Below are 21761 nucleotides of genomic sequence, written 5' to 3' on the forward strand. Positions count from 1 at the left end.
GCGTCGGTTAACCTTTCAGACTCGCTATCAGGTTAGTTTACCGTGGCACTGTTTGTATTTCTTGCCAGAGCCACAAGGACAAGGATCGTTGCGACCAATCTTAGGCTGATGCTCACCCGGAGCAGGCTCATTCATCGATTGGTGCTGCTCCACCATACGGGTCCTGGCTTCTTCCTGACGGCGCTGCTCTTCTACCGCTTCAACGTCGGATTCGGCACGTACCTGTACTTTGCTGAGCACACTGACCACTTCGGTTTTCAGCTGCTCCAGCATCTGACCAAACAGCTCGAAAGATTCGCGCTTATATTCCTGCTTGGGGTTTTTCTGCGCATAACCACGCAAGTGAATGCCCTGACGCAGATGATCCATAGCCGCCAAATGCTCTTTCCAGTGGCTGTCCAGGCTTTGCAGCATAATGGCTTTCTCGAACTGGCGCAGCACCGGCTCACCCACCATCTGCTCCTTGGCTTTGTAGGCCTCTTCAATTTGATTGAGGATCCTCTCGCGCAGCTTCTCTTCGAACAGCTTGTCGTCTTCATCCAGCCACTTTTGAATCGGCATATCGATCAGGAAGTCAGCTTTGATTCGCTCTTCAAGGCCAGGTACATCCCACTGCTCTTCTACCGACTGCGGCGGAATATATTGGCTGATAGTAGACTCCACCACATCCTCGCGAATGGCCTTGATGGTTTCGCTGATATCGCCCTCGTCCAGTAGCGTATTACGCTGCTCGTATATCACCTTACGCTGGTCGTTGGCCACATCATCAAATTCCAGCAATTGCTTACGTATATCGAAGTTGCGCGCTTCCACCTTACGCTGGGCATTTTCGATGGCTTTGGTTACCCAAGGGTGCTCGATGGCTTCACCGCGCTCCATACCCAGGCGCTTCATCATGTTGGCCATGCGCTCTGAGGCGAAGATACGCATCAGACTGTCTTCCAAGGACAGGTAGAAGCGGGAAGAGCCAGGATCACCCTGACGGCCCGCACGACCACGTAACTGGTTGTCGATACGGCGGGATTCGTGACGCTCGGTACCAATGATATGCAGACCACCGGAATTGATTACCGCATCATGACGCTCCTGCCACTCGCTCTTAATGCGCTCCACTGTCCCCGGCTTAGGATCGTTAATGGCGGCCAGCTCTGCCTGCCAGTTACCCCCCAACACGATATCGGTACCACGACCGGCCATGTTGGTGGCAATAGTCACCGCACCGGGACGACCTGCCTGGGCAATAATATCCGCTTCCTGGGCGTGGAATTTAGCGTTTAAGACTTTATGTTGGATCTTCTCTTTCTTCAGTACTCTGGACAGCAGTTCAGAGTTTTCGATAGAGATGGTACCGACCAGCACTGGACGGCCCTTGGCCACATTTTCCTTGATATCGGCCACGATGGCTTCGTATTTTTCTTCGGCGGTGAGGTAAATCAGATCCGCTCTGTCATCGCGGATCATCGGCCTGTTGGTCGGGATAACCACCGTGGTTAAGCCGTAAATATGCTGGAATTCGAAGGCTTCTGTATCGGCGGTACCGGTCATACCGGCCAGCTTCTCATACAAACGGAAGTAGTTCTGGAAGGTGATGGATGCCAATGTCTGGTTTTCGTGCTGGATCTTCACCCCTTCTTTGGCTTCTACCGCCTGGTGCAGACCTTCTGACCAGCGACGGCCTTCCATGGTACGGCCGGTATGCTCGTCAACAATGACAATTTCACCGTCTTTAACAATGTAATCCACATCACGGGCAAACAACTTATGGGCTCGCAGGGCGGCATTGATATGGTGCATCAGGGAGATATTACCGGCAGCATACAAAGAGTCGCCCTCAGGCAGCAGGCCTTTTTCCTGCATGATCTCTTCAATGCGTACAAGACCGCGCTCAGTCAGGTGAATCTGCTTGCCCTTGAGGTCAATAGTAAAGTCACCGTCACCTTCCTGACCTTCTTCGTCTTCCTTTTCCTGCTCGACTAACTGAGGGATGATCTCGTTAATACGACGATACATTTCTGAACTGTCTTCGGCCTGTCCGGAGATAATCAGCGGAGTACGAGCCTCATCGATGAGGATCGAGTCCACTTCATCCACTACCGCATAGTGCAGTGGACGCTGCACGCGATCGGTGGGCCTGAAGGCCATGTTGTCACGCAGGTAGTCAAAGCCAAATTCGTTGTTGGTACCGTAGGTAATATCGGCGCTGTAGGCGGCCTGCTTTTGCTCATGGCTCATACCGGGCACGTTGCAACCTACGGTCAGACCCAGGAATTCAAACAGAGGGCGGTTCCAATCGGCGTCTCGGCGGGCCAGGTAATCGTTGACCGTGACCACATGCACGCCTTTACCGCTGATAGCATTGAGATAGGCAGGCAAGGTTGCGGTCAGGGTTTTACCTTCACCAGTACGCATCTCGGCGATTTGGCCGCTGTTTAGGACCATACCACCAATCAACTGCACATCGAAATGGCGCATCTTGAAGACTCGCTTACTGGCCTCTCTTACCGTGGCAAAGGCTTCGGGGAGAATGTCGTCAGTGCTTTGACCATCGGCCAAGCGCTGTTTAAATTCAGCGGTCTTTTGCTTGAGCTGTTCGTCGCTTAACTTTTCGTATTCAGCTTCAAGGGCATTAATCTGCTCGACAATCTTGCCCAATTTTTTCAAGGTGCGTTCGTTGCTGCTGCCGAACAGCTTTGTCAATATGCTTGCAAACATGGATATACGACTTCCAAATCTCAGTATCAGGTTCTAATTTTTATGCCCGCCTATGGCGACTGGGCACGGCTATGGTCCGGCTCGGCCTGTGCCGGATAAACAAAAAAACAATCGGCTAAACGCCGATTGCCCAAAATGCCGATAAGTCCGAATGCGCTAAATGTCAGCCCGTTGACTTGCGATAAACGAAAGGCAGGGGGTCAATCTGTCGGCCATTCTTCAATACTTCATAATGGACATGGGCACCGGTGGCGCGACCGGTCTGGCCCATTACGGCAATCACTTGCCCCTTGGTAACCACGTCGCCGACTTTCACTTCAATGTCTTTGTTGTGACCATAGCGGGTCACTAAACCATTGCCGTGTTCAATTTCTATCAGGTTACCGTACCCGTAGCGCTCGCCAGCCCAAGTCACCAGCCCGGCGCCAGTGGCGACCACATCATCCCCTTCCTTGCCGGCAAAATCCAGGCCCTTGTGCATGGCGGGCATACCGGAAAACGGATCTTTACGCACACCATAATAAGAGGATAACCAGCCTCCATCGACAGGACGCCCTGCCAGGTAACTTTCAGACTCTATATGGTTACTCATGAGGATACTTTCAAGGGCCTGAAGCTGTTTAGATTTACTGTCTAGCTCTGACAGCATCAGATCCATACTGGCCAGCACATCCAAACTGCTATCCAGCTCAAAATCGACCAATTCCTGGGCAGGTCCGCCCACCGCCGGCAATTCGTTGAAATTAAATTCGTCGCTGCTGAGGTTAGCTTCCTGGGCTAACTGTTCACCCAAGGCATTTAGCCGATGAAGTTGGCCCTGCATTTCTCCTAACTTGAGCATCATACCGGTCAACTGTTGTTGGGTAGTTTGCTTTAGTTGCTCCACCGCTTCGCGCTGCTTAATTAAGCCGGTTTGGGTGTAAGCAACACGGTTCTGTGCATCTTCAATACTGGGCGTGACGCGCCAACCCACAGCACAAGCCGCCATCGCCAAGACACTGGCAATAACTAACTGACGCCTGCCCATTGGGAGACGCACTTCTTTTTTCGTTGTTTTCAGGATCAGCTCGAAACTCATCTGTCCTCTTACACCGGTTGAAAAGCTGCCCGATTCTAAACCGAACAGTTGTTAAAAAAAAGTCACAATTACATATGACAAGGCATAATACGTGCCAAGGAGAATACGTCAAAAAAATGAACTAGCAGACAAAAAAAATGCCGCGTAAAGCGGCATTTTCGTGAAGTATGGCTTATCCGGCCAGAATTGGCGAACCCAGGCTAACCGGCATTTTGTCGGCCGATTCATAGGAAACAAATTCCCAGCATGAGGTTTGCTCAAGCAGCGCCCGCAACAACTTGTTGTTCAGGCCATGACCTGTTTTATAAGCGCAAAGCTCACCGATGATGCTGAAACCACCCAGATACAAGTCACCTATGGCATCCAGGATCTTATGCTTGAGGAATTCGTCTTCATAGCGCAGGCCTTCGTGGTTGAGTACCCGGTACTCATCCAGGGCCACGGCGTTTTCCATGCTACCACCCAGCGCCAGATTGTGGGCGTGCATGTATTCTAAATCGCGCATGAATCCGAAGGTTCTGGCTCGGCTGACTTCGTCAATATAAGAGCTGGTATCAAAGTCCATCACCAGGTGCTGCCGGGTTTGGCTGATTACCGGGTGATTGAAATCGATGCGAAAGTCGACCCTGAAACCGTCGTAAGGACGCAGTTCTGCCCACTTGTCACCTTCTTCCACGCGCACCGGTTTGGTCACACGGATAAACTTCTTGGCAGCACGCTGCTCTTCGATACCAGCAGACTGCAACAAGAAGATAAAGGGACTGGCACTGCCGTCCATAATGGGCAACTCATTGGAATCGACTTCCACAATGATGTTGTCAATACCCATGCCCGCAAGGGCCGACGCCAGGTGTTCGACAGTAGAAATGCTCACCCCGTCCTCATTGGACAGGCAGGTGCACAGCATGGTGTCCCCCACGGCATTGGCACGGGAAGGGATGTCCACATGGGGTACAAGGTCAATGCGGCGAAACACAATACCTGTGTTTACGGGCGCCGGCCGGAGAGTCATATTGACCTTATCTCCCTTGTGCAGACCTATTCCTGTTACCTGCACCATCTGTTTAAGGGTACGCTGCTTGATCATTTCGCCTTAGCTCAATTTTCGAACAATACACAAAAGGGCTCGCATTGTAGTGGCAACCTTTGACTTTGTCAAAAAGTCCTTCAAGCACCTGATCCAGTTAGGATTTATGCCTGACCTCTACTTCATTAAGCCCGACTATTAGTCAGCCTGCTTACGCAAAAACGCCGGAATATCCAAATATTCCAGATCATTGCTGTCCGACTTGTCATCCATAGCCGCTTGACGGCTATCAGCCTGACGCGACTCGGTACGGCTGTCGCTCAGGTTGGAGACGCGCTCATTGCTGGTCTGTCTCAGGGAAAAGTCGCTGCTATCCATGGATGCACGGCTGCTGACGCGGCTGTTGCTGACCACAGAAATTTGCGGCTTACGCTCGGCGCCGATACCAGTGGCCACTACGGTTACACGCAATTCATCTTGCATATCCATATCGATAACGGTACCCACCACCACGGTAGCGTTTTCGGATGCGAAGGCTTTAACCGCATTACCCACTGTCTCAAACTCATCGATAGCAAAGTCAGGACCAGCAGTGATATTCACCAGAATACCGCGGGCACCGGACAGGTCGATGTCTTCCAGAAGCGGACAGGCAATGGCAGCTTCGGCGGCTTCTTCGGCACGGTCTTCACCACTGGCTGAACCGCTACCCATCATCGCCATACCCATTTCAGACATCACCGTACGCACGTCGGCAAAGTCAACGTTGATAAGGCCCGGACGGGTAATCAACTCAGCAATACCCTGCACCGCACCACGCAAAACGTCGTTTGCTGCACTGAAGGCCTTCAGCAATGGCGTACCACGGCCCATGACCTTCAGCAGTTTTTCGTTAGGGATGGTGATCAGCGAGTCCACATAACGAGACAACTCGTCAATGCCCTGCTCTGCGTATTCGATACGCTTGCGTCCTTCGAAGGGGAAGGGTTTGGTGACCACGGCTACGGTCAGAATACCCATTTCTTTGGCTACGCGAGCCACTTCAGGCGCAGCACCAGTACCGGTACCACCGCCCATACCGGCCGTGATAAAGACCATATCAGCACCTTCAAGGGCCTGGCGGATGGTCTCAGCGTCTTCCTCAGCCGCCTGACGACCGACCATAGGATTGGCACCTGCGCCCAGTCCCTTGGTCACACCCGAACCAATCTGCAAGGTAATATTGGCTTTGGAATTACGCAGCACCTGAGCGTCGGTGTTGACCGCAATAAACTCCACACCCTCAATATTATGAGACACCATGTGGTCGACAGCATTACCGCCGCCACCGCCCACACCGATAACTTTAATAACAGCTTCTTCGCTGTGACTATCCATTAATTCAAACATACTCTCTCTCCGGTTATTTACTGATCCGGCCCTGGCGCAGGCTGGATCCGCATTTCCTTAAAAACGATTTAAAACTCACCCTTAAACCAACTCTGGATCCTGTGCCAAAGCCCTTCACTGGCCTTAGCTTTGGCCAGTTGCCTGGCACGGTAATGATCCTTTCCATACTGCAGCAGCCCCACTACCGTTGCGAAGGTGGCGTCTTCCACATATTCAGACAGCCCTTTTACATTTAAAGGCTGGCCAATGCGCACCGGCATCTGGAACAATTCTTCGGCAAATTCGACCGCCCCTTCCATCTTGGCGGTACCGCCGGTCAATACGATGCCTGCTGCAATTTGCTCTTCTAATCCGCTGGCCCGAATTTGGTCATGCACCAATTCGAACAGCTCCTGATAACGGGGCTCTACCACCTCAGCCAGGGTGTGGCGAGACATGGCGCGGGAAGGACGGCCGCCGACACTGGGCACCTCGATATTCTCTTCCATACTGACCATGTCTTTAAGAGCACAGGCATAATTGATTTTGATTTCTTCGGCATGGCTGATAGGTGTGCGGAAAATCTTGGCGATATCACTGGTGATCTGATTGCCTGCCACCGGGATCACCGCAGTGTGGCGAATGGCACCGTCGGTGTAGATGACGATATCGATAGTCCCGCCGCCGATATCCACCACACACACACCCAGTTCTTTTTCATCTTCGGTCAGCACCGCATAGCTGGAGGCCAGGGCCGAGAAGATCAGCTGGTCGGCGTGTAAACCGCAGCGCTCAATACATTTGACCAGGTTTTTGGCCATATCATCGGCACAGGTGATGATGTGGGCTTCAGCCTCCATGCGCACCCCGGACATACCTACCGGGTTTTTGATGCCTTCCTGCACATCGATAGTAAATTCCTGTGGCATAACATGCAGCAGACGACGTTCGGCAGCAATTGGCACCGAGCGGGCTGCATGGATCACGTTGTCCACGTCTTCCTGTGTCACTTCTTTGTTATTGATAGGTACCATGCCGCTTTCGTTCTGGCACTGCACATGACGCCCGGAAATGGACATAAAGACCGAAGACACCCGGCAGTCTGCCATCAGCTCCATCTCATTGATGGCTGATTGCACCGACTGCACTACCAGATTCAGGTCGTTAACCCCCCCCTTGTCCATGCCACGGGAAACATGGGTACCGACACCGACAATACTGATGCCACCGTTATCCAGAATTTCGCCGACCACGGCTTTCACCAAACTGGTGCCGATGTCCAACCCGACGATAAGATTACGATCGGTCATTTTAGGCGCGGCCATGTATTGTTCTCACTACCATGATTGATACTTCTAACTCTTTCTTTCTTGTTGTTCTTCTTGCCAGCCCACTGCCAAGCCAGTGTCATAACGCAAGTCCACATAAGCAGGCTGACGTTCACTGGATTGCAACAGCGGATACATATCCACAAAACGCTGCAGACGGTCGATAAATTCACTTCGTCCCAGCTTCAGCTGCAGACCATTGTCCAGGCGCAGATGCCATGCAAAGCGCTCACTGAGCACCAATTCGGCAATTCTCACCTGACGTTGCTGCAACAAGGCCTGCATCGCCTTATATCCCTGTAGGGCTGCACTCTCACTGCCTTGGGGCCCGAATAAATGCGGCACATCATTCAGTCCCAGCGGCAAGTCGGCGGTGAATGCCCCACCTTGCGCATTCAGCAGCATTTCATCGTTCCAGCGGGCTACCACCGACTGCTCAACCACATACACATGCAGACCATTTGGCCATTCCTTGCGTATGGAAGCGCGATATACCCAAGGCAATGCCTCGATATCTGCCAGCGCTTTTTGCACATCCAGTTCAAAAAAGCTGCCGGGCTGGTTTGCACGCACTGCGTTTTCCACATCGACCGGATCCAAATAGTGGAAGTCCCCTGCCACGGTGATCTGTCTTACCGGCAAACTTTGTTCATCTGTCAGCCAGGCGTTGATACTGGACAGCCCCATCCCCAGCAGCACCAGCACCAGCACGAAAAAGCCAAACCCGGCCCACAATTGTGGCCGCTTGGCGGGTGCTGGAAGACTGGCTTGCATCATCTTGTTCAGACTCCCCGGCCTTGGCTATCTGATGCCAAAGAAGTCGCCAATATTTCCAGTGCCAATTCGCTAAAACTCAGCCCTGCCTGTCTGGCTGCCATGGGCACCAGACTTTTCTCAGTCATGCCTGGCACCGTGTTGGCTTCCAGCAAATAAAAGCGTCCGGCATTGTCCCGCATAAAGTCCACACGGCCCCAACCGCTGCCATCGACTGCTGAAAAAGCCCTGGCAGCCAGTTCGCCCAACGCTCTTTCCTGTTCAGCATCCAGGCCACTGGGACAATGATATTCAGTGGTAGAGGACTGATACTTGGCCTCGTAGTCATAGAAGGTACGGGGGGTGCGCATGCGGATGGAGGGTAAGACCCGGCCGCGCAGCAAGCTGACAGTAAATTCCTGACCGGTGATAAAGCGCTCCAGCAGGACTTCATTGTCATATTGAAACGCCTGCTCGATGGCGGCCGACAGCTCCTGCGCTGTAGTGACTTTGGCCATGCCGATACTGGACCCTTCTCGGGCCGGCTTGACCATAACTGCCTCTCCCAGAGCGGCCATTATAGCGGTGCAAGATCCTGCATTAAAGTGCTGTTTATCAACTACTTGATACTCTGCAGTGGGCAGCCCTAGGGCTTGCCAAATACGCTTGGAGCGAACCTTGTCCATGGCCAGGGCCGAGCCCAATACCCCACTGCCCGTATAGGGCAACCCCAATTGCTGCAAAGCACCCTGCATACTGCCATCTTCGCCACCACGGCCATGCAACATGATCAGGACCCGATCAAAGCTTTCCTTGATGAGGTCTGTCAAAGGCTGTTTGGCAGGATCGAAGGCCAGGGCTTGCACACCGCTTTGCAATAAAGCATTGAGCACCGCATTGCCGGACTTTAAAGACACCTCACGCTCTGCTGAGTGACCGCCAAACATGACAGCCACTTTGCCAAAATCTGTTAAAGCCTGACTATTCGACATCAGCTTTGTTCTCCGCTGCGCATCTTCTCGCAATTTAACTGTATCTTTTGTAGATCCCTGGCTAGCTTACCGATATTACCTGCGCCTTGGGTCAACAGCAGATCGCCATCGGCCAACTGCTCCGCCAGCACTTGCGGCAATTCGGCGGGACTGGCCACGTACACAGGTTCAATCTGCCCGCGCTGACGGATAGAGCGGCACAACGCCTTACTATCCACCCCTTCGATGGAGGGCTCACCGGCGGAATAGACTTCCAGTAGTAACAACACATCTACCTGTGACAGCACGCGTACGAAATCTTCATACAAATCACGGGTACGGGAATAGCGGTGTGGCTGATAAGCCATGACCAAACGCTTATCCGGCCAGTTGCTTCTGGCGGTGGCGATGGTAGCTTCCACTTCGGTGGGATGATGACCATAGTCATCCACCAAAATGACCTGACCCTGGCCGGTTTCAAACTGCCCCAAAAATTCAAAGCGACGACCAATACCGGCAAAGGAATCCAAGGCCTCAACGATAGCCTTATCACCAATGCCTTCTTCGGTGGCTACCGCAATGGCTGCCAAGGCATTAAGAATGTTGTGACGACCTGGCATGCCGAGCTTTACCTTGAGGGGCGCGTGGTCTTTGCGATGCACCACGAAGCTACTGTGGTTAAAGCCATGGACCAGGTCGGTAGCGCGCACGTCCATTTCTTCACTAAAGCCGTAGGTCAGATACTGGCGGCCAATACGTGGCAGCAGTTCACGTAGCACCGGATCATCACCACAAACCACCGCCAAACCATAGAAAGGCAGATTGTGCAAAAACTCCAAATAGGTTTCTTCCATCTTCTGGAAGTCACCGCCGTAGGTATCCATATGATCTGCTTCGATATTAGTGACCACCGATACCATGGGCTGTAAATGCAGGAAGGAGGCGTCACTTTCATCGGCTTCGGCAATCAGATAACGGCTGCTACCCAAGCGGGCATTGGTACCGGCGCTATTCAGCAGGCCGCCAATCACAAAAGTGGGGTCCTTGTCGCCATGGGCAAACAGGGTAGCCAGCAAGCTGGTGGTGGTGGTTTTACCATGGGTACCGGCCACCGCAATACCATGACGAAAACGCATCAGCTCGGCCAGCATCTCGGCACGGCGGATCACAGGGATACGCTGTTCACGGGCCGCTTTAACCTCAGGGTTTCTGGGGTCGATGGCGCTGGACACCACAACCACATTGGCTGAAGCAATATTTTCTTCTTTATGCTCGAAGAAGATCTGTGCGCCGAGGCCTTTTAATCTTTCGGTCATGGCGCTGGCTTGCATATCCGAACCAGAGATTAGATATCCCTCATTCAGCAATACTTCTGCGATACCGCCCATACCGGCACCGCCAATGCCGATAAAGTGGATGCGCTTGATACGGCGCATTTCCGGTACCGAATATAATGTGGGCTTACTCATTGTCTTGTCTCCGCCAGTTGCCGGCAACATTCCGCCACGTCTGCTGTCGCCTCGGGCTTGGCGGCGCCCTTTGCCGCCTCGCCCATCTGCTTCAGCTTTGTAGGGGAATCAAGCAACTGCTTAATAGCCTTTGTAAAAGTGTCGCTGCTCAGGCTCGCCTGTGGCGCCAGCAACGCGGCGCCAGCATTTACCAGGACCAGCGCATTTTTGGTTTGATGATCGTCTACTGCCTGAGGAAGGGGCACAAATACCGCGGCAGTGCCTGAGGCGGCCACTTCGGCCACAGTAAGGGCGCCTGCACGGCAAATCACCAGGTCTGCCCAGGCATAGGCCTGCCCCATATCCTCAATAAATTCCTGTACCTGCCATTGATGCTTGGCGCCCACTTCTTGCTGATAAGCGGTTTGCACAGCGGCGGCTTTACCGGCACCGGCCTGATGACGAATTTCCAATCCACTGAATTGTGCAAACAGCTTGGGTAAATGGTCATTGAGGGCCTTGGCGCCAAGGCTTCCGCCCACCACTAACACACGAATAGCCTGATGGGACGTTTTCTCTACCTGCTTAAACTGGTTACGCAAGGGATTTCCGACAACGCGATATTTATCATTTTCTATGGCAAAAGCACCGGGGAAACCGCTTAAGACATGCTTGGCCAATGGACTCAGCATTTTGTTAGTCATACCGGGTACGGCATTTTGCTCATGCACTACCAACGGAATGCCGCTAAGCCAGGCAGCCAGGCCACCGGGCCCCGAGGCAAAACCGCCCATGCCCAGCACCACATCCGGTTTGAAACGCTTGAGTACCCTTCTGGCTTGCCAGATTGCCATGATGATCATCAAAGGCGCCTTCAGCAAACGCATCAAGCCATTGCCACGCACCCCGCTAACACTCAGAAAATCAATGGTATAGCCAGCGTTGGGAACCACTTTGGCTTCCATCTTCTCGGCGGTTCCCAGCCAATGGATTTGCCAGCCTTGCTCGTGCAAATAGTCGGCTACGGCCAACCCCGGGAATACATGACCGCCGGTGCCGCCGGCCATGACCAAAAGGCGCTTACTCATGGCGCGCCTCCTTTGACCTGTCGCTGATGGCCTGCACGCCGTCCATGCGCAGTTCAAAGTCGGTACGAATCAATAAGGCCACCGCGATGGCCATCAAAATCAGGCTGGAACCACCATAGCTGACCAACGGCAATGTCAATCCCTTAGTTGGCAGAATACCCGCACTGGCGCCTACGTTTACCGCGGTCTGAAAACTGAACCAGATACCGATGGCGTAGGCCAGATAGCCTTCGAAAGGTCGGCCCTGACGAAGCGCCAGATTACCCAGGCGCAGCGCCTTTAATACCATCATCAACAACAAGCTAAGCAAGGCGCAGACGCCGGCAAAGCCCAGCTCTTCGGCCAGGATCGCCATGATAAAATCGGTATGGGCTTCGGGCAGGTATTCCAACTTCTGCAAGCTGTTGCCCAGGCCCTGACCGAGAATATCGCCACGGCCGTAGGCCATCAGCGATTGGGTCAACTGGTAGCCACTACCGAAGGGATCGGCCCAGGGGTCGAGGAACGCAGTGATACGTTTAATGCGGTATTCCTCAAACATGATCAAGGCCACTACCGCCGATAAACCGCTGATCAGTAACCCAAAGAACTGCCACAACTTGGCACCGGCTAAGAACAGCAAGCCGATGGTGGTGGCAAACATTACCACCACAGTGCCAAGGTCGGGCTGCATCAACAACAAGAAAGCCAGCACGAAAAGCACCGCCAGCGGTTTAATAAAGCCTTTTAGGTTTTCCGTGACTTCTTCATAGCGACGTACCAGATAACCGGCCAGGTAGACAAAGAAAAACAGCTTGGCCGGCTCTGCGGCCTGAATAGTGATTGGGCCCAGGGCCAACCAGCGGGTACTGCCATTTACATTTCTGCCCACCAGCAGTACCGCTACCAACAGTACCAGCGCCAGTAGCAATAGATAGGCATTGGTCATGCGCCACCAACGCATGGGCACTTGCAAAGTGATAAGCGCAGCGGTCAGGGCCAGGACAATGTAAATCACATGGCGGATGGCAAAGTGGAATGGATTGTCGAACAACCTGGCGGCCACCGGCATGGACGCTGAGGTCACCACCACCAGCCCCATGGACAAAAGGCTAAGGGCAATCATAATCAGCCCCAGATCATAGGGGCGCATACCGCGCACATCATGACGCAACTGGAAAAGGCGCTGCAAGCTGTTACCGAACAGGGTCTGGTTCATAACAACCCCTCCACGGCAGCGGCAAACACCTGACCACGGTGCTGGTAGTTGTCGAACATATCCAAACTGGCACAGGCTGGTGAAAGCAAAACCAGATCACCTGGCTTGGCCAGGGCCGCACACTTGTCGACTGCAGCCTGCATGTTATCCACCATATGGCTAGCGGATTTAAGCGCGGCAATTTTGCTGCCGTCACGGCCCAGACAGACCAGTTCATCCACTTGGACAAGCCCAGGTAACAACTGGTCAAAGTCAGCACCCTTACCATCACCACCTGCAATCAGGATAAGCTTACCTTTGACCTGCGCACGCAGACCTTCTATGGCGGCCAGGGTAGCGCCAATGTTGGTGCCTTTGGAGTCGTTGATCCAGCGTACGCCCTTGTGTTCGCGCACCAGCTCGCAGCGGTGGGCTAGGCCGGTAAAGTGGTAGGCAGTTTCCACCAGCGCCGACAGATTGTCGGTCACGCACATGGCCAACGCCAAGGATGCCTGAATATTCAACAGGTTATGACGCCCCATTAACTTACATTGGGCAAAGTCCAGTAGCGGTTTGCCATCCAGAGTCAACCGACCGCTTGGAGCATCAAAACCGAATCCCTTTTCACAAGCAGACAAGCCGAAGGTCTGCGTTTCGCTGCCATCCTGGGTCAGCTCATCATCACGATTAGCGATGCGCGTCTTGGCATGCTGATAAATACGCAATTTAGCCTGACGGTAGGCTTCCAGGCTGTCGTATCTGTCCATATGGTCGGCGCTTAAATTCAACACTGTGGCGCCTTCCAGTGGCAAATTATGCGTGGTTTCCAGTTGAAAGCTGGAGAGTTCCAGCACCGCCACATCATAGTCCGATTCAAGCAAATCCAGTGCAGGGGTACCGATATTGCCGCCCATCACCGCCTTCAGACCCGCAGACTGCAACATAGCAGTGGTTAAGGTAGTGACGGTGCTCTTGCCGTTTGAGCCGGTAATACCCAGCAGCGGCTTTTGGTTGAAGCGGGCGAAAAGCTCGATATCGCCAATCACCTCAACGCCGGCCGCCTGCGCTTCACCAATGGCAGGGTGGGACAATGGTAGACCGGGACTTAACAGGATCAGATCCACCGACTTCAACACATTAGCATCGAAGTCTCCCAGCATCACGCTCACGCCCTCGGGTACTTGAGCACTGAGTTGCGTACGGCTGTCCATGGCAATCACCTTAGCGCCTCTGGCCAACAGGAAACGCAGGCAGGACTGGCCGGAAAGACCGAGTCCCATTACTGCTACCTGTTTATTTTGAAGCGCCTGGTTTTGCATATTAACGGATCTTCAAGGTGGCTAAGCCAACCAGCACCAAAATCAAGGAGATGATCCAGAAACGGACAATCACCCTTGGCTCGGGCCAACCGGACAATTCATAGTGATGGTGTATTGGTGCCATGCGGAAAATACGTTGTCCGCGCAGTTTGTAAGAGCCCACCTGCAAAATCACCGACAAGGCTTCCATCACAAACACACCGCCCATGATCAACAGCACCAACTCCTGGCGCACCAACACGGCCAAAATGCCCAAAGCGCCACCGAGTGCCAACGAACCCACATCGCCCATAAAGACCATGGCCGGATAGGTGTTAAACCAGAGGAAACCTAACCCGGCACCGACAATGGCGGCACACACAATCACCAATTCACTGGTTAAAGGGATATAGGGAATATTTAAGTAGGCAGAAAAATTCACGTTGCCGGTGACATAAGCAAAAATCGCAAAAGCGCCCGCCACCAGGATGGTGGGCACAATAGCCAGCCCGTCCAAACCATCAGTCAGGTTCACCGCATTGCTGGTACCCACTAACACGAAATAGGTCAGCACAAGGTACATCAAGCCAAGCTGTGGCATCACTTCTTTGAAGAAGGGTACGATAAGGGCCGTTTCCGCAGCTTGCTGACTGCTGCTGTAAAGGTAAAACGCCACCACAATGGCTACTACTGATAACCAAAAATACTTCCAGCGCGCAATCAGGCCCTTTGAATCCTTACGGATGACTTTGCGATAGTCATCCACAAAGCCGATGATGCCGTAGGTGATAATCACAAACAGAGTGACCAGCACATACCTGTTGGTTAAGTCAGCCCACAGCAGGGTGCTACTGATAATGGCAGTCAGGATCAGGACTCCACCCATAGTCGGGGTTCCAGACTTGGACAGATGCGACTGCGGACCGTCGGACCGCACCGTCTGTCCGATCTGCATTTCCTTAAGCCAGCGGATCATCTTGGGTCCCAGCAATACCGAAATCAGCAACGCGGTAAGGATGCTGAGAATTGCTCTCATGGTCAGGTAGGAGAACAGGTTGAAACCGGGTTCAAACTGTCTCAGCCAATCGGCTAGCCAAATTAACATGCAATACGCTCCCGGTAGCGTTCAAGCTTTCCCAACGGCGATGCCTCAATGGCGCTCACCACCCGTTCCATTCTGGCGCTGCGTGAGCCCTTCACCAAAATGGTGATATCCCTTTGCTCCTGCAGCAGAAGGCTCTCGAGATGGGCGATGACACTCTGCACATCGCCAAAATGCCTTCCGGCCTCTTCAAATTGGTCGCTGGCCTGTTGACTGAGGACACCGAGGCTGACCAAATTGTCTATCCCGCGAGTCTTGGCGTACTGGCCGATCTCCTCATGGTAGAAGCGGGCCTTTTCCCCCAACTCCGCCATGTCGCCCAGCACCAATACTCTTCTGCCACTAAAACTGGCCAGTAGATCGATAGCGGCCTGCGTAGATGCCACGTTGGCGTTGTAACTATCATCAATGACTTTGATTTGATTGGTCAGTTGCTTGATATTCAAACGCCCTTTTACCTGGGCCATCTGCTGTAAGCCCATTTTGACGTCCTCAAGGCTTGCCCCGACTTCCATGGCTAGCGCTGCGGCGCACAAGGCATTGGCCACGTTGTGCATGCCGGGTACCGCCAAAGACAGATGGATGCTGCCTAGGGGCGTATGCATCTCGAATTCGGCGCAGCCATCCAAACCCAGGATCACATCTGAGGCACGAAAATCCCCTTGCTTTTCAGAGAAGGTTTGAATGCGCAGATCGTGCAGTTTTCCCTGCCAGAACTGCAGAAACTGACTATCACCATTTAGCACTGCCAAGCCACCGGCGGGCAGGCCCTTAAAGATCTCACTTTTGGCCCTGGCTACCCCAAACAGGCTGCCGAATCCTTCCAAATGGGCGGCGGCGGCGTTCACGATGGTGGCGGCATCGGGTTTAGTCAGACTGGTGGTATAGGCAATTTCGCCTAAATGGTTAGCGCCAAGTTCGATCACGGCGTAGTCGTGATCTGCTTCAAGGCGCAGCAGCGTTAGCGGCACGCCGATGTCATTGTTAAAGTTGCCCTGGGTTGCCAGGACCTTACCTTTGCGTGAGAGGATGGAGGCGACCATCTCTTTGACCGTGGTCTTACCGCTGCTACCGGTAATGGCGACGGTTTTGACCGGTACTTCATCGCGCACGGCTGCGGCCAGTTGCCCCAAAGCCAACTTGGTATCGTCCACTAAAATGGTCGGCAAGCCAATTTCCACCGGCTGAGATACCAACATGGCGCAAGCGCCCTTCTCTTTGGCAACCTGTGCAAAGGCGTGGCCATCAAAATTGGGCCCGCTTAGTGCAACGAACAGATCGCCGGGCTTGATGGTACGGGTGTCGGTGCTCACGCCACCAACAGGCCGGTTCTCACCTTGCAAACTGGCCTTCAGCTTTGTGGCTATCCAATTAAGATCTACCGAAATCACGCTCATATCCTCTCAATGTGCGGTTTGCTTAAATTGCGCCACCAGCGACGCGGCAAACTCTCGTTCGTCATAGTCCAGCTTCTGATCACCAATAAGCTGGTAAGTTTCATGGCCTTTTCCCGCCAGCAAAATCAGGTCCCCTGGCAGGGCCTGTTCGACGGCAAGCTTGATGGCCTTTTTCCTGTCTAGTTCCACTTGCACGCTTTGGGGCTCACTGCACCCCTCAAGAATGTCCCTGGCAATGGCCGCAGGGTCTTCAGAGCGGCTGTTGTCATTGGTCAAAATAACTCTGTCGGCAAAGGCCTGGGCTACCTGCCCCATCAATGGCCGCTTGCCTTTATCGCGGTCACCACCGCAACCAAATACACACCAGACCTGCCCTCGGGCATGGGCCTTAATCGCCTTTAGCGCCTGCTCCAGGGCATCCGGGGTATGGGCATAATCCACCACCAGAGCGGCCATGCCTTCTGTCTTAAACACATCCAGGCGACCGGGTACCGGATTAAGCTTTGCAACTTGTTCGGCCAGGATGGAAAGTGGTCGCCCTAAACTCAAATGCGCTGCCAGGGCGCCCAGTAGATTGAGCACATTAAATGGCCCTAACAAACGGGTTTGAATGGTGGCCTGTCCCCAACTGCTGTCCAACCGGAAGCGGGTGCCTTGAGGCAAGTACTCCACGTCCTTGGCAATCACAAAGCGATGCTGTGCATATTTAGGCTGCTCTAAGCCGAAAAACACCGGGGTTTGCGCACTGCCGCACAGACTCAGCCAATTGCGGCTTTCACTGTCTTCCTGATTGAGCACCACGTGTTTCAGCCCGGGCTGCTTGAGCAGCAAGCGTTTAGCTGCCGCATAACGATTCATATCGCCGTGGTAATCAAGGTGGTCTCGGGTCAGATTGGTGAAGATGGCCGCATCCATTTTCAGTGCTTTGATACGATGCTGCACCAAGGCATGGGAGGATGCTTCAAGGGCCACTACCCCCGCCCCCTGGCTGTGCATTTGATTAAGCAAACGGTGCATGCTGATGGCGTCAGGCGTGGTATTGCCCACGTCTTGCAGCGCATCCAGCATACCAGCCCCTAAAGTGCCGATAGTGCCAGCCGGGGTACCGCTTAGCGTCGCCAGTTGCGCACAGAGCTGCACCGTGGAGGTTTTACCGTTGGTACCGGTCACACCAATCACCTGCATGGCATCGGCGGGATGGCCATAAAACTCGGCCGCCAGCGCAGACAGCTGCTCCTGCAGACGATAAAACTGGATGATCATGGACTGCTCACGCATTTCCATCTGACCATGCTGCTTTTCATCTTCTGTTTCTGCCAGGATGGCTTTAGCGCCAAGGCTTATGGCTTGAGGAATGAAATCACGGCCATCCAGTCGATGTCCGGTTACGGCCACAAAGAGTTTGTGAATGGCCACTTCGCGGCTATCCAACACCATATCTTCCATCTCGATGGCGGGCGCTTCGATACCAAAGGGCATCAGCAGGCGGCGCAGGTTAGGCAAAGCGGGTTTAGCTTTCATTGCCTTTCCCTCCCTGAACCGCGGCCAAAGAAGATACGGTCTTGGCATCCGGTGGTATGTTCATCATTTGCAGTGCACCGGCCATGACTTTCGAAAATACCGGCGCCGCCGTATCACCGGCATAATAAAGATCGCCGCCGGGCTCATTGATCAGGATGACCACTACCAGGCGCGGGTCGGATACCGGTGCCAGACCGGCAAAAATATTCACGTATTCTTCGCCGTAGCCACCGGCTACCGCCTTGCGGCTGGTACCGGTTTTACCGGCCACGCGGTAGCCGGGAACCCTGGCTTTGGTGGCGGTGCCGCCTTCCAGCGTCACATGCTCAAGCATCTCCACAACAGCCTTGGCATTACTTTCACTCAACACCCGCTCTGCCGGAAGCGGATTTTCCTGGTGGACGATGGTTAATGGGCGTTTTAAACCGTAGGTGCCAAGGATGCTGTACATCCTGGCCAACTGAATTGTGGTCACCGACAAACCATAACCAAAGGACAGGGTAGCCATCTCGAAATCAGACCAACGGCGTCTTTCATGAAAGATACCGCCACTCTCACCGACCAAATTGGTGCCGGTATCGCCGACCAGCCCCATTTGGTAGTAAAGGTCGATAAAATGCTCTTTGGGTACCGACAAGGCCAGCTTAGAAGTCCCCATATTGCTGGACTTGCGAATAATACCGGTTAGATCCAAGGGACCGTAGTTTTTGGAATCTTGGACCATACTGCCCCCCACTCGCATCCAGCCAGGAGAAGTGTCAATCACATCACCGAGCTTGGCTGAGCCAAATTCCAAGGCAGAAACCACTGCCAGCGGTTTGGCCGTGGAGCCAGGCTCAAAGGTATCGGTGATGGCCCGATTGCGCATTTTGTGCGGCGCGGCATCGGCGCGGTTATTGGGGTTGTAAGAAGGGCTATTGACCATGGCCAAGATCTCACCGCTGTGAATATCCACCACCACAGCCGAGCCTGAGGCCGCCTTATACACACCGACCGCTTGTTTCAATTCGCGGTAGGCCAGCGCCTGGATCCGTTGGTCGATGGTTAACTGCAGGTTTTTGCCCGATTCACCTTGTGTCTCATCGAGGATCTCTACCTGACGTCCCTTGGCATCACTGCGAATCTTGCGTGAGCCGGGCGTACCGGTCAGCCAATCGTTGTAAAGCCGTTCTATGCCTTCGATGCCCTTATCATCCACATCAGTAAAGCCGATAAGCTGTGCGGAGACTTCACCGGCAGGATAATAGCGGCGTGATTCATTGCGCAGGTAGATACCCGGTAAATCCAGCTGGTCAACATAGCTGGCCATGGCCGGTGAAACCTGACGCTGGATGTAAACAAAGCGGCGGGCAGGATTGGACAAGCGCTCACGCAGGGTATTCAAATCTTGTCCCAGCACATCGGCAAGCGCTTTCCAGCGCCGCATATCATCAAAACCACCATTCTCATGCACAATCTTAGGGTCGGCATAGATGGCGCGAACCGGCACACTTACCGCTAACTCCTCACCATTGCGGTCAGTGATAATGCCGCGGCTCACCTGGGTATAGCGGGTACGCTTGGTACGATTATCACCTTGCTGAATCAGGGAGTCGGGCTCGATCACCTGAATAAAAGCTGCACGCATTACCAATACCGCAAAGACGGATACCACCACTGTGGCAACTAATACAAAACGCCACTCTACCAGTCTTGGCTTGGCATTTTTTTTGGCGTGATGTGCGGTACGATAAGTGCTGTGGTTCATTTTATCTGTACCACCACTTCATCCTGAGGCAAGGGACGGCGCATGCTGAGCTGCTTTTGCACCATGCTTTCCAGACGGTTATGTTCGGTCAGGGCACTTTGTTCAAGCACCAGGTGACGCCATTCCACATCCAACTGATCACGTTCCTGCATCAGTTGTTCATGCACTATGGTCAGCTGACGATTATGGTGAGCACTTAAGATCACGGCGCCCGCGCTGGTCAGCACCATTAAATACAACAAAACCCGCCCAAGGTGGCGAGTCAGGTCTGTCCACAGCAGGACAACGAGATTGAATTGGGTCTGGCCGTCTTTCATAGCTTTTCGGCCACCCTTAATACTGAGCTTCGGGCCCGGTTATTAACCGAAAGCTCCGCCTCTGAGGGCATAATGGCTTTACCGATCAGGCGCATCGCCTTACTGGCTTGCAGCTCTTCTTCTCGTACTGGCAAACCAGCCGGCACTTGTTTGCCTTTGCTCTGCTCACGCATAAAGCGTTTTACCAGACGATCCTCCAAAGAATGGAAACTGATAATGGCAAGGCGTCCGCCCGGCTTTAGCAAGGTAAGCGCCTGCTGCATGGCCGAGGTGATTTCATCCAGTTCACCATTGATATGAATACGAATGGCTTGGAAACTGCGGGTGGCCGGATGCTTGTGCTTATCTTTAAAAGGCACGGCAGCATCAATGAGTTTTGCCAGTTGCAGAGTGCGGGTCAACGGCTGCTCGTCACGGCTGTTGACGATGGCTTGCGCAATACGCCAGGCAAAGCGCTCTTCACCGTATTCACGCAGTACCCTTGCAATCACTTCAGCGTCGGCTTGTGCCAGCCACTGCGCAGCACTGATACCGCTGCTGGTGTCCATGCGCATATCCAGCGGGCCGTCCCGCATAAAGCTAAAGCCACGCTCGGCATCATCCAGTTGCGGGGAGGATACACCGAGATCCATCAATACGCCGTCGATGCAACCTACCAGACCAAGTCGTTCGGCCTGATGCTGCATTTCAGAAAAAGGACAATGGAAAATCTGGAAGCGGGGATCGCCGGCTAAGGCCGACGCGGCTTCGATGGCGACAGGATCACGGTCAAAGGCAATCAGACGACCGGCGGATGAAAGCTTGGCTAAAACGGCACGCGAATGCCCGCCACGACCGAAAGTCGCGTCGAGATAGATGCCGTCGGGTTGGATTGCCAGGGCCTCAATCGACTCTTGCAACAACACCGACTGATGAACAAAGTCGGTGGACATTATAGTGAAAAGTCCTGCAATCTCTCGGTTAGTTCGAAGCCACCCTGCTGCTCCGTATCGATATCCTGATGAATCTGCTGCTGCCAAATATCAGCATCCCAGAGTTCAAACTTGTTCAACTGCCCCACTAACATGATCTGTTTATCGAGCTTGGCGTGCTGGCGCAGTGGGCCACTCAACAGGAACCGGCCGTTATTGTCCATCGCCCCTTCCAATGCATAACCCAACAACAGCCGCTGTAAGCGACGCTCATGAGGGTTCATGCTGGAGAGACGACTGAGTTTAAGTTCGATTTCTTCCCATTCGGAAAGTGGGTAAAGCAGCAAACAAGGTTGCTGGATATCAATGGTACACACCAGCTGTCCCTGACAATCATCCAGCAAAGCTTGGCGGTAACGGGTTGGAATCGTTACTCGTCCTTTGTTGTCCAGATTGATTGCATTAGCGCCGCGGAACATTCCCCTACCTTTTTGCTCTTATTTTTCCACTTTTTGCCA

The 21761-nt window shown here is 53.5% G+C and carries 18 protein-coding genes; all 18 read right to left on the reverse strand.

Translation table 11 applies throughout. The features are described 5' to 3' along the window. Window positions 1-27: 27 nt before the first annotated feature. Window positions 28-2712, reverse strand: coding sequence for a preprotein translocase subunit SecA (secA, locus tag P2G88_RS09185; protein ID WP_275795570.1), 2685 nt, complete (start codon window positions 2710-2712; stop codon window positions 28-30). 163 nt (window positions 2713-2875) lie between these two features. After that, the gene (locus P2G88_RS09190) at window positions 2876-3790 is read right to left on the reverse strand and encodes a M23 family metallopeptidase (protein WP_275795571.1); all 915 of its coding nucleotides are present in this window, start codon (window positions 3788-3790) and stop codon (window positions 2876-2878) included. 172 nt (window positions 3791-3962) lie between these two features. Continuing rightward, a complete protein-coding gene (gene lpxC, locus P2G88_RS09195) occupies window positions 3963-4877 on the reverse strand; it encodes a UDP-3-O-acyl-N-acetylglucosamine deacetylase (RefSeq protein ID WP_275795572.1) in 915 nt (304 codons plus the stop codon). A gap of 138 nt (window positions 4878-5015) precedes the next feature. Continuing rightward, on the reverse strand, window positions 5016-6206 hold the full coding sequence (ftsZ, locus tag P2G88_RS09200) for a cell division protein FtsZ (protein ID WP_275795573.1): 1191 nt from the start codon (window positions 6204-6206) through the stop codon (window positions 5016-5018). A gap of 68 nt (window positions 6207-6274) precedes the next feature. Next, window positions 6275-7510: a cell division protein FtsA gene (gene ftsA / locus P2G88_RS09205; protein ID WP_275795574.1), complete on the reverse strand. Its 1236-nt coding sequence runs from the start codon at window positions 7508-7510 to the stop codon at window positions 6275-6277. A 30-nt stretch (window positions 7511-7540) separates the two neighbouring features. Then, window positions 7541-8290, reverse strand: coding sequence for a cell division protein FtsQ/DivIB (locus P2G88_RS09210; protein ID WP_275795575.1), 750 nt, complete (start codon window positions 8288-8290; stop codon window positions 7541-7543). A gap of 5 nt (window positions 8291-8295) precedes the next feature. Continuing rightward, window positions 8296-9258 (reverse strand): D-alanine--D-alanine ligase, encoded by a 963-nt coding sequence (locus tag P2G88_RS09215; protein ID WP_275795576.1) that lies wholly within the window; start codon window positions 9256-9258, stop codon window positions 8296-8298. After that, entirely contained in the window at window positions 9258-10706 is a 1449-nt protein-coding gene (gene murC, locus P2G88_RS09220) for a UDP-N-acetylmuramate--L-alanine ligase (RefSeq protein WP_275795577.1), read from the reverse strand. The genes P2G88_RS09215 and murC overlap by 1 nt, the downstream gene beginning before the upstream one ends. Next, on the reverse strand, window positions 10703-11773 hold the full coding sequence (gene murG / locus P2G88_RS09225; RefSeq protein ID WP_275795578.1) for an undecaprenyldiphospho-muramoylpentapeptide beta-N-acetylglucosaminyltransferase: 1071 nt from the start codon (window positions 11771-11773) through the stop codon (window positions 10703-10705). Before murG ends, murC begins: the two co-directional genes overlap by 4 nt. Beyond that, the gene (ftsW, locus tag P2G88_RS09230; protein WP_275795579.1) at window positions 11766-12971 is read right to left on the reverse strand and encodes a cell division protein FtsW; all 1206 of its coding nucleotides are present in this window, start codon (window positions 12969-12971) and stop codon (window positions 11766-11768) included. The genes murG and ftsW overlap by 8 nt, the downstream gene beginning before the upstream one ends. Then, the gene (gene murD / locus P2G88_RS09235) at window positions 12968-14269 is read right to left on the reverse strand and encodes a UDP-N-acetylmuramoyl-L-alanine--D-glutamate ligase (RefSeq protein WP_345798880.1); all 1302 of its coding nucleotides are present in this window, start codon (window positions 14267-14269) and stop codon (window positions 12968-12970) included. The genes ftsW and murD overlap by 4 nt, the downstream gene beginning before the upstream one ends. Before the next feature lies 1 nt (window position 14270). Continuing rightward, complete coding sequence (gene mraY / locus P2G88_RS09240) at window positions 14271-15353, reverse strand: phospho-N-acetylmuramoyl-pentapeptide-transferase (protein WP_275795581.1); 1083 nt, start codon at window positions 15351-15353, stop codon at window positions 14271-14273. Beyond that, complete coding sequence (gene murF / locus P2G88_RS09245; RefSeq protein WP_275795720.1) at window positions 15347-16741, reverse strand: UDP-N-acetylmuramoyl-tripeptide--D-alanyl-D-alanine ligase; 1395 nt, start codon at window positions 16739-16741, stop codon at window positions 15347-15349. Before murF ends, mraY begins: the two co-directional genes overlap by 7 nt. Before the next feature lie 12 nt (window positions 16742-16753). Then, window positions 16754-18268: a UDP-N-acetylmuramoyl-L-alanyl-D-glutamate--2,6-diaminopimelate ligase gene (gene murE, locus P2G88_RS09250; RefSeq protein ID WP_275795582.1), complete on the reverse strand. Its 1515-nt coding sequence runs from the start codon at window positions 18266-18268 to the stop codon at window positions 16754-16756. Further along, complete coding sequence (locus tag P2G88_RS09255) at window positions 18258-20015, reverse strand: penicillin-binding transpeptidase domain-containing protein (protein WP_275795583.1); 1758 nt, start codon at window positions 20013-20015, stop codon at window positions 18258-18260. The genes murE and P2G88_RS09255 overlap by 11 nt, the downstream gene beginning before the upstream one ends. Beyond that, window positions 20012-20332 carry a cell division protein FtsL gene (gene ftsL, locus P2G88_RS09260; RefSeq protein WP_275795584.1) on the reverse strand — a complete coding sequence of 107 codons (321 nt, stop codon included), beginning with the start codon at window positions 20330-20332 and terminating at the stop codon, window positions 20012-20014. The genes P2G88_RS09255 and ftsL overlap by 4 nt, the downstream gene beginning before the upstream one ends. Next, on the reverse strand, window positions 20329-21264 hold the full coding sequence (rsmH, locus tag P2G88_RS09265) for a 16S rRNA (cytosine(1402)-N(4))-methyltransferase RsmH (protein WP_275795585.1): 936 nt from the start codon (window positions 21262-21264) through the stop codon (window positions 20329-20331). The genes ftsL and rsmH overlap by 4 nt, the downstream gene beginning before the upstream one ends. Continuing rightward, window positions 21264-21722, reverse strand: coding sequence for a division/cell wall cluster transcriptional repressor MraZ (mraZ, locus tag P2G88_RS09270; RefSeq protein ID WP_275795586.1), 459 nt, complete (start codon window positions 21720-21722; stop codon window positions 21264-21266). Before mraZ ends, rsmH begins: the two co-directional genes overlap by 1 nt. Window positions 21723-21761 lie beyond the last annotated feature (39 nt).

The sequence above is a fragment of the Aliiglaciecola sp. CAU 1673 genome (genome assembly GCF_029223185.1).
Taxonomy (GTDB): domain Bacteria; phylum Pseudomonadota; class Gammaproteobacteria; order Enterobacterales; family Alteromonadaceae; genus Bowmanella.

What these genes read in the sequence shown, in the direction of transcription:
- secA (WP_275795570.1), bottom strand. Translation starts at nt 2,712, where the DNA reads ATGTTTGCAAGCATATTGACAAAGCTGTTCGGCAGCAGCAACGAACGC.
- P2G88_RS09190 (WP_275795571.1), bottom strand. Translation starts at nt 3,790, where the DNA reads ATGAGTTTCGAGCTGATCCTGAAAACAACGAAAAAAGAAGTGCGTCTC.
- lpxC (WP_275795572.1), bottom strand. Translation starts at nt 4,877, where the DNA reads ATGATCAAGCAGCGTACCCTTAAACAGATGGTGCAGGTAACAGGAATA.
- ftsZ (WP_275795573.1), bottom strand. Translation starts at nt 6,206, where the DNA reads ATGTTTGAATTAATGGATAGTCACAGCGAAGAAGCTGTTATTAAAGTT.
- ftsA (WP_275795574.1), bottom strand. Translation starts at nt 7,510, where the DNA reads ATGGCCGCGCCTAAAATGACCGATCGTAATCTTATCGTCGGGTTGGAC.
- P2G88_RS09210 (WP_275795575.1), bottom strand. Translation starts at nt 8,290, where the DNA reads ATGATGCAAGCCAGTCTTCCAGCACCCGCCAAGCGGCCACAATTGTGG.
- P2G88_RS09215 (WP_275795576.1), bottom strand. Translation starts at nt 9,258, where the DNA reads ATGTCGAATAGTCAGGCTTTAACAGATTTTGGCAAAGTGGCTGTCATG.
- murC (WP_275795577.1), bottom strand. Translation starts at nt 10,706, where the DNA reads ATGAGTAAGCCCACATTATATTCGGTACCGGAAATGCGCCGTATCAAG.
- murG (WP_275795578.1), bottom strand. Translation starts at nt 11,773, where the DNA reads ATGAGTAAGCGCCTTTTGGTCATGGCCGGCGGCACCGGCGGTCATGTA.
- ftsW (WP_275795579.1), bottom strand. Translation starts at nt 12,971, where the DNA reads ATGAACCAGACCCTGTTCGGTAACAGCTTGCAGCGCCTTTTCCAGTTG.
- murD (WP_345798880.1), bottom strand. Translation starts at nt 14,269, where the DNA reads ATGCAAAACCAGGCGCTTCAAAATAAACAGGTAGCAGTAATGGGACTC.
- mraY (WP_275795581.1), bottom strand. Translation starts at nt 15,353, where the DNA reads ATGTTAATTTGGCTAGCCGATTGGCTGAGACAGTTTGAACCCGGTTTC.
- murE (WP_275795582.1), bottom strand. Translation starts at nt 18,268, where the DNA reads ATGAAAGCTAAACCCGCTTTGCCTAACCTGCGCCGCCTGCTGATGCCC.
- P2G88_RS09255 (WP_275795583.1), bottom strand. Translation starts at nt 20,015, where the DNA reads ATGAACCACAGCACTTATCGTACCGCACATCACGCCAAAAAAAATGCC.
- ftsL (WP_275795584.1), bottom strand. Translation starts at nt 20,332, where the DNA reads ATGAAAGACGGCCAGACCCAATTCAATCTCGTTGTCCTGCTGTGGACA.
- rsmH (WP_275795585.1), bottom strand. Translation starts at nt 21,264, where the DNA reads ATGTCCACCGACTTTGTTCATCAGTCGGTGTTGTTGCAAGAGTCGATT.
- mraZ (WP_275795586.1), bottom strand. Translation starts at nt 21,722, where the DNA reads ATGTTCCGCGGCGCTAATGCAATCAATCTGGACAACAAAGGACGAGTA.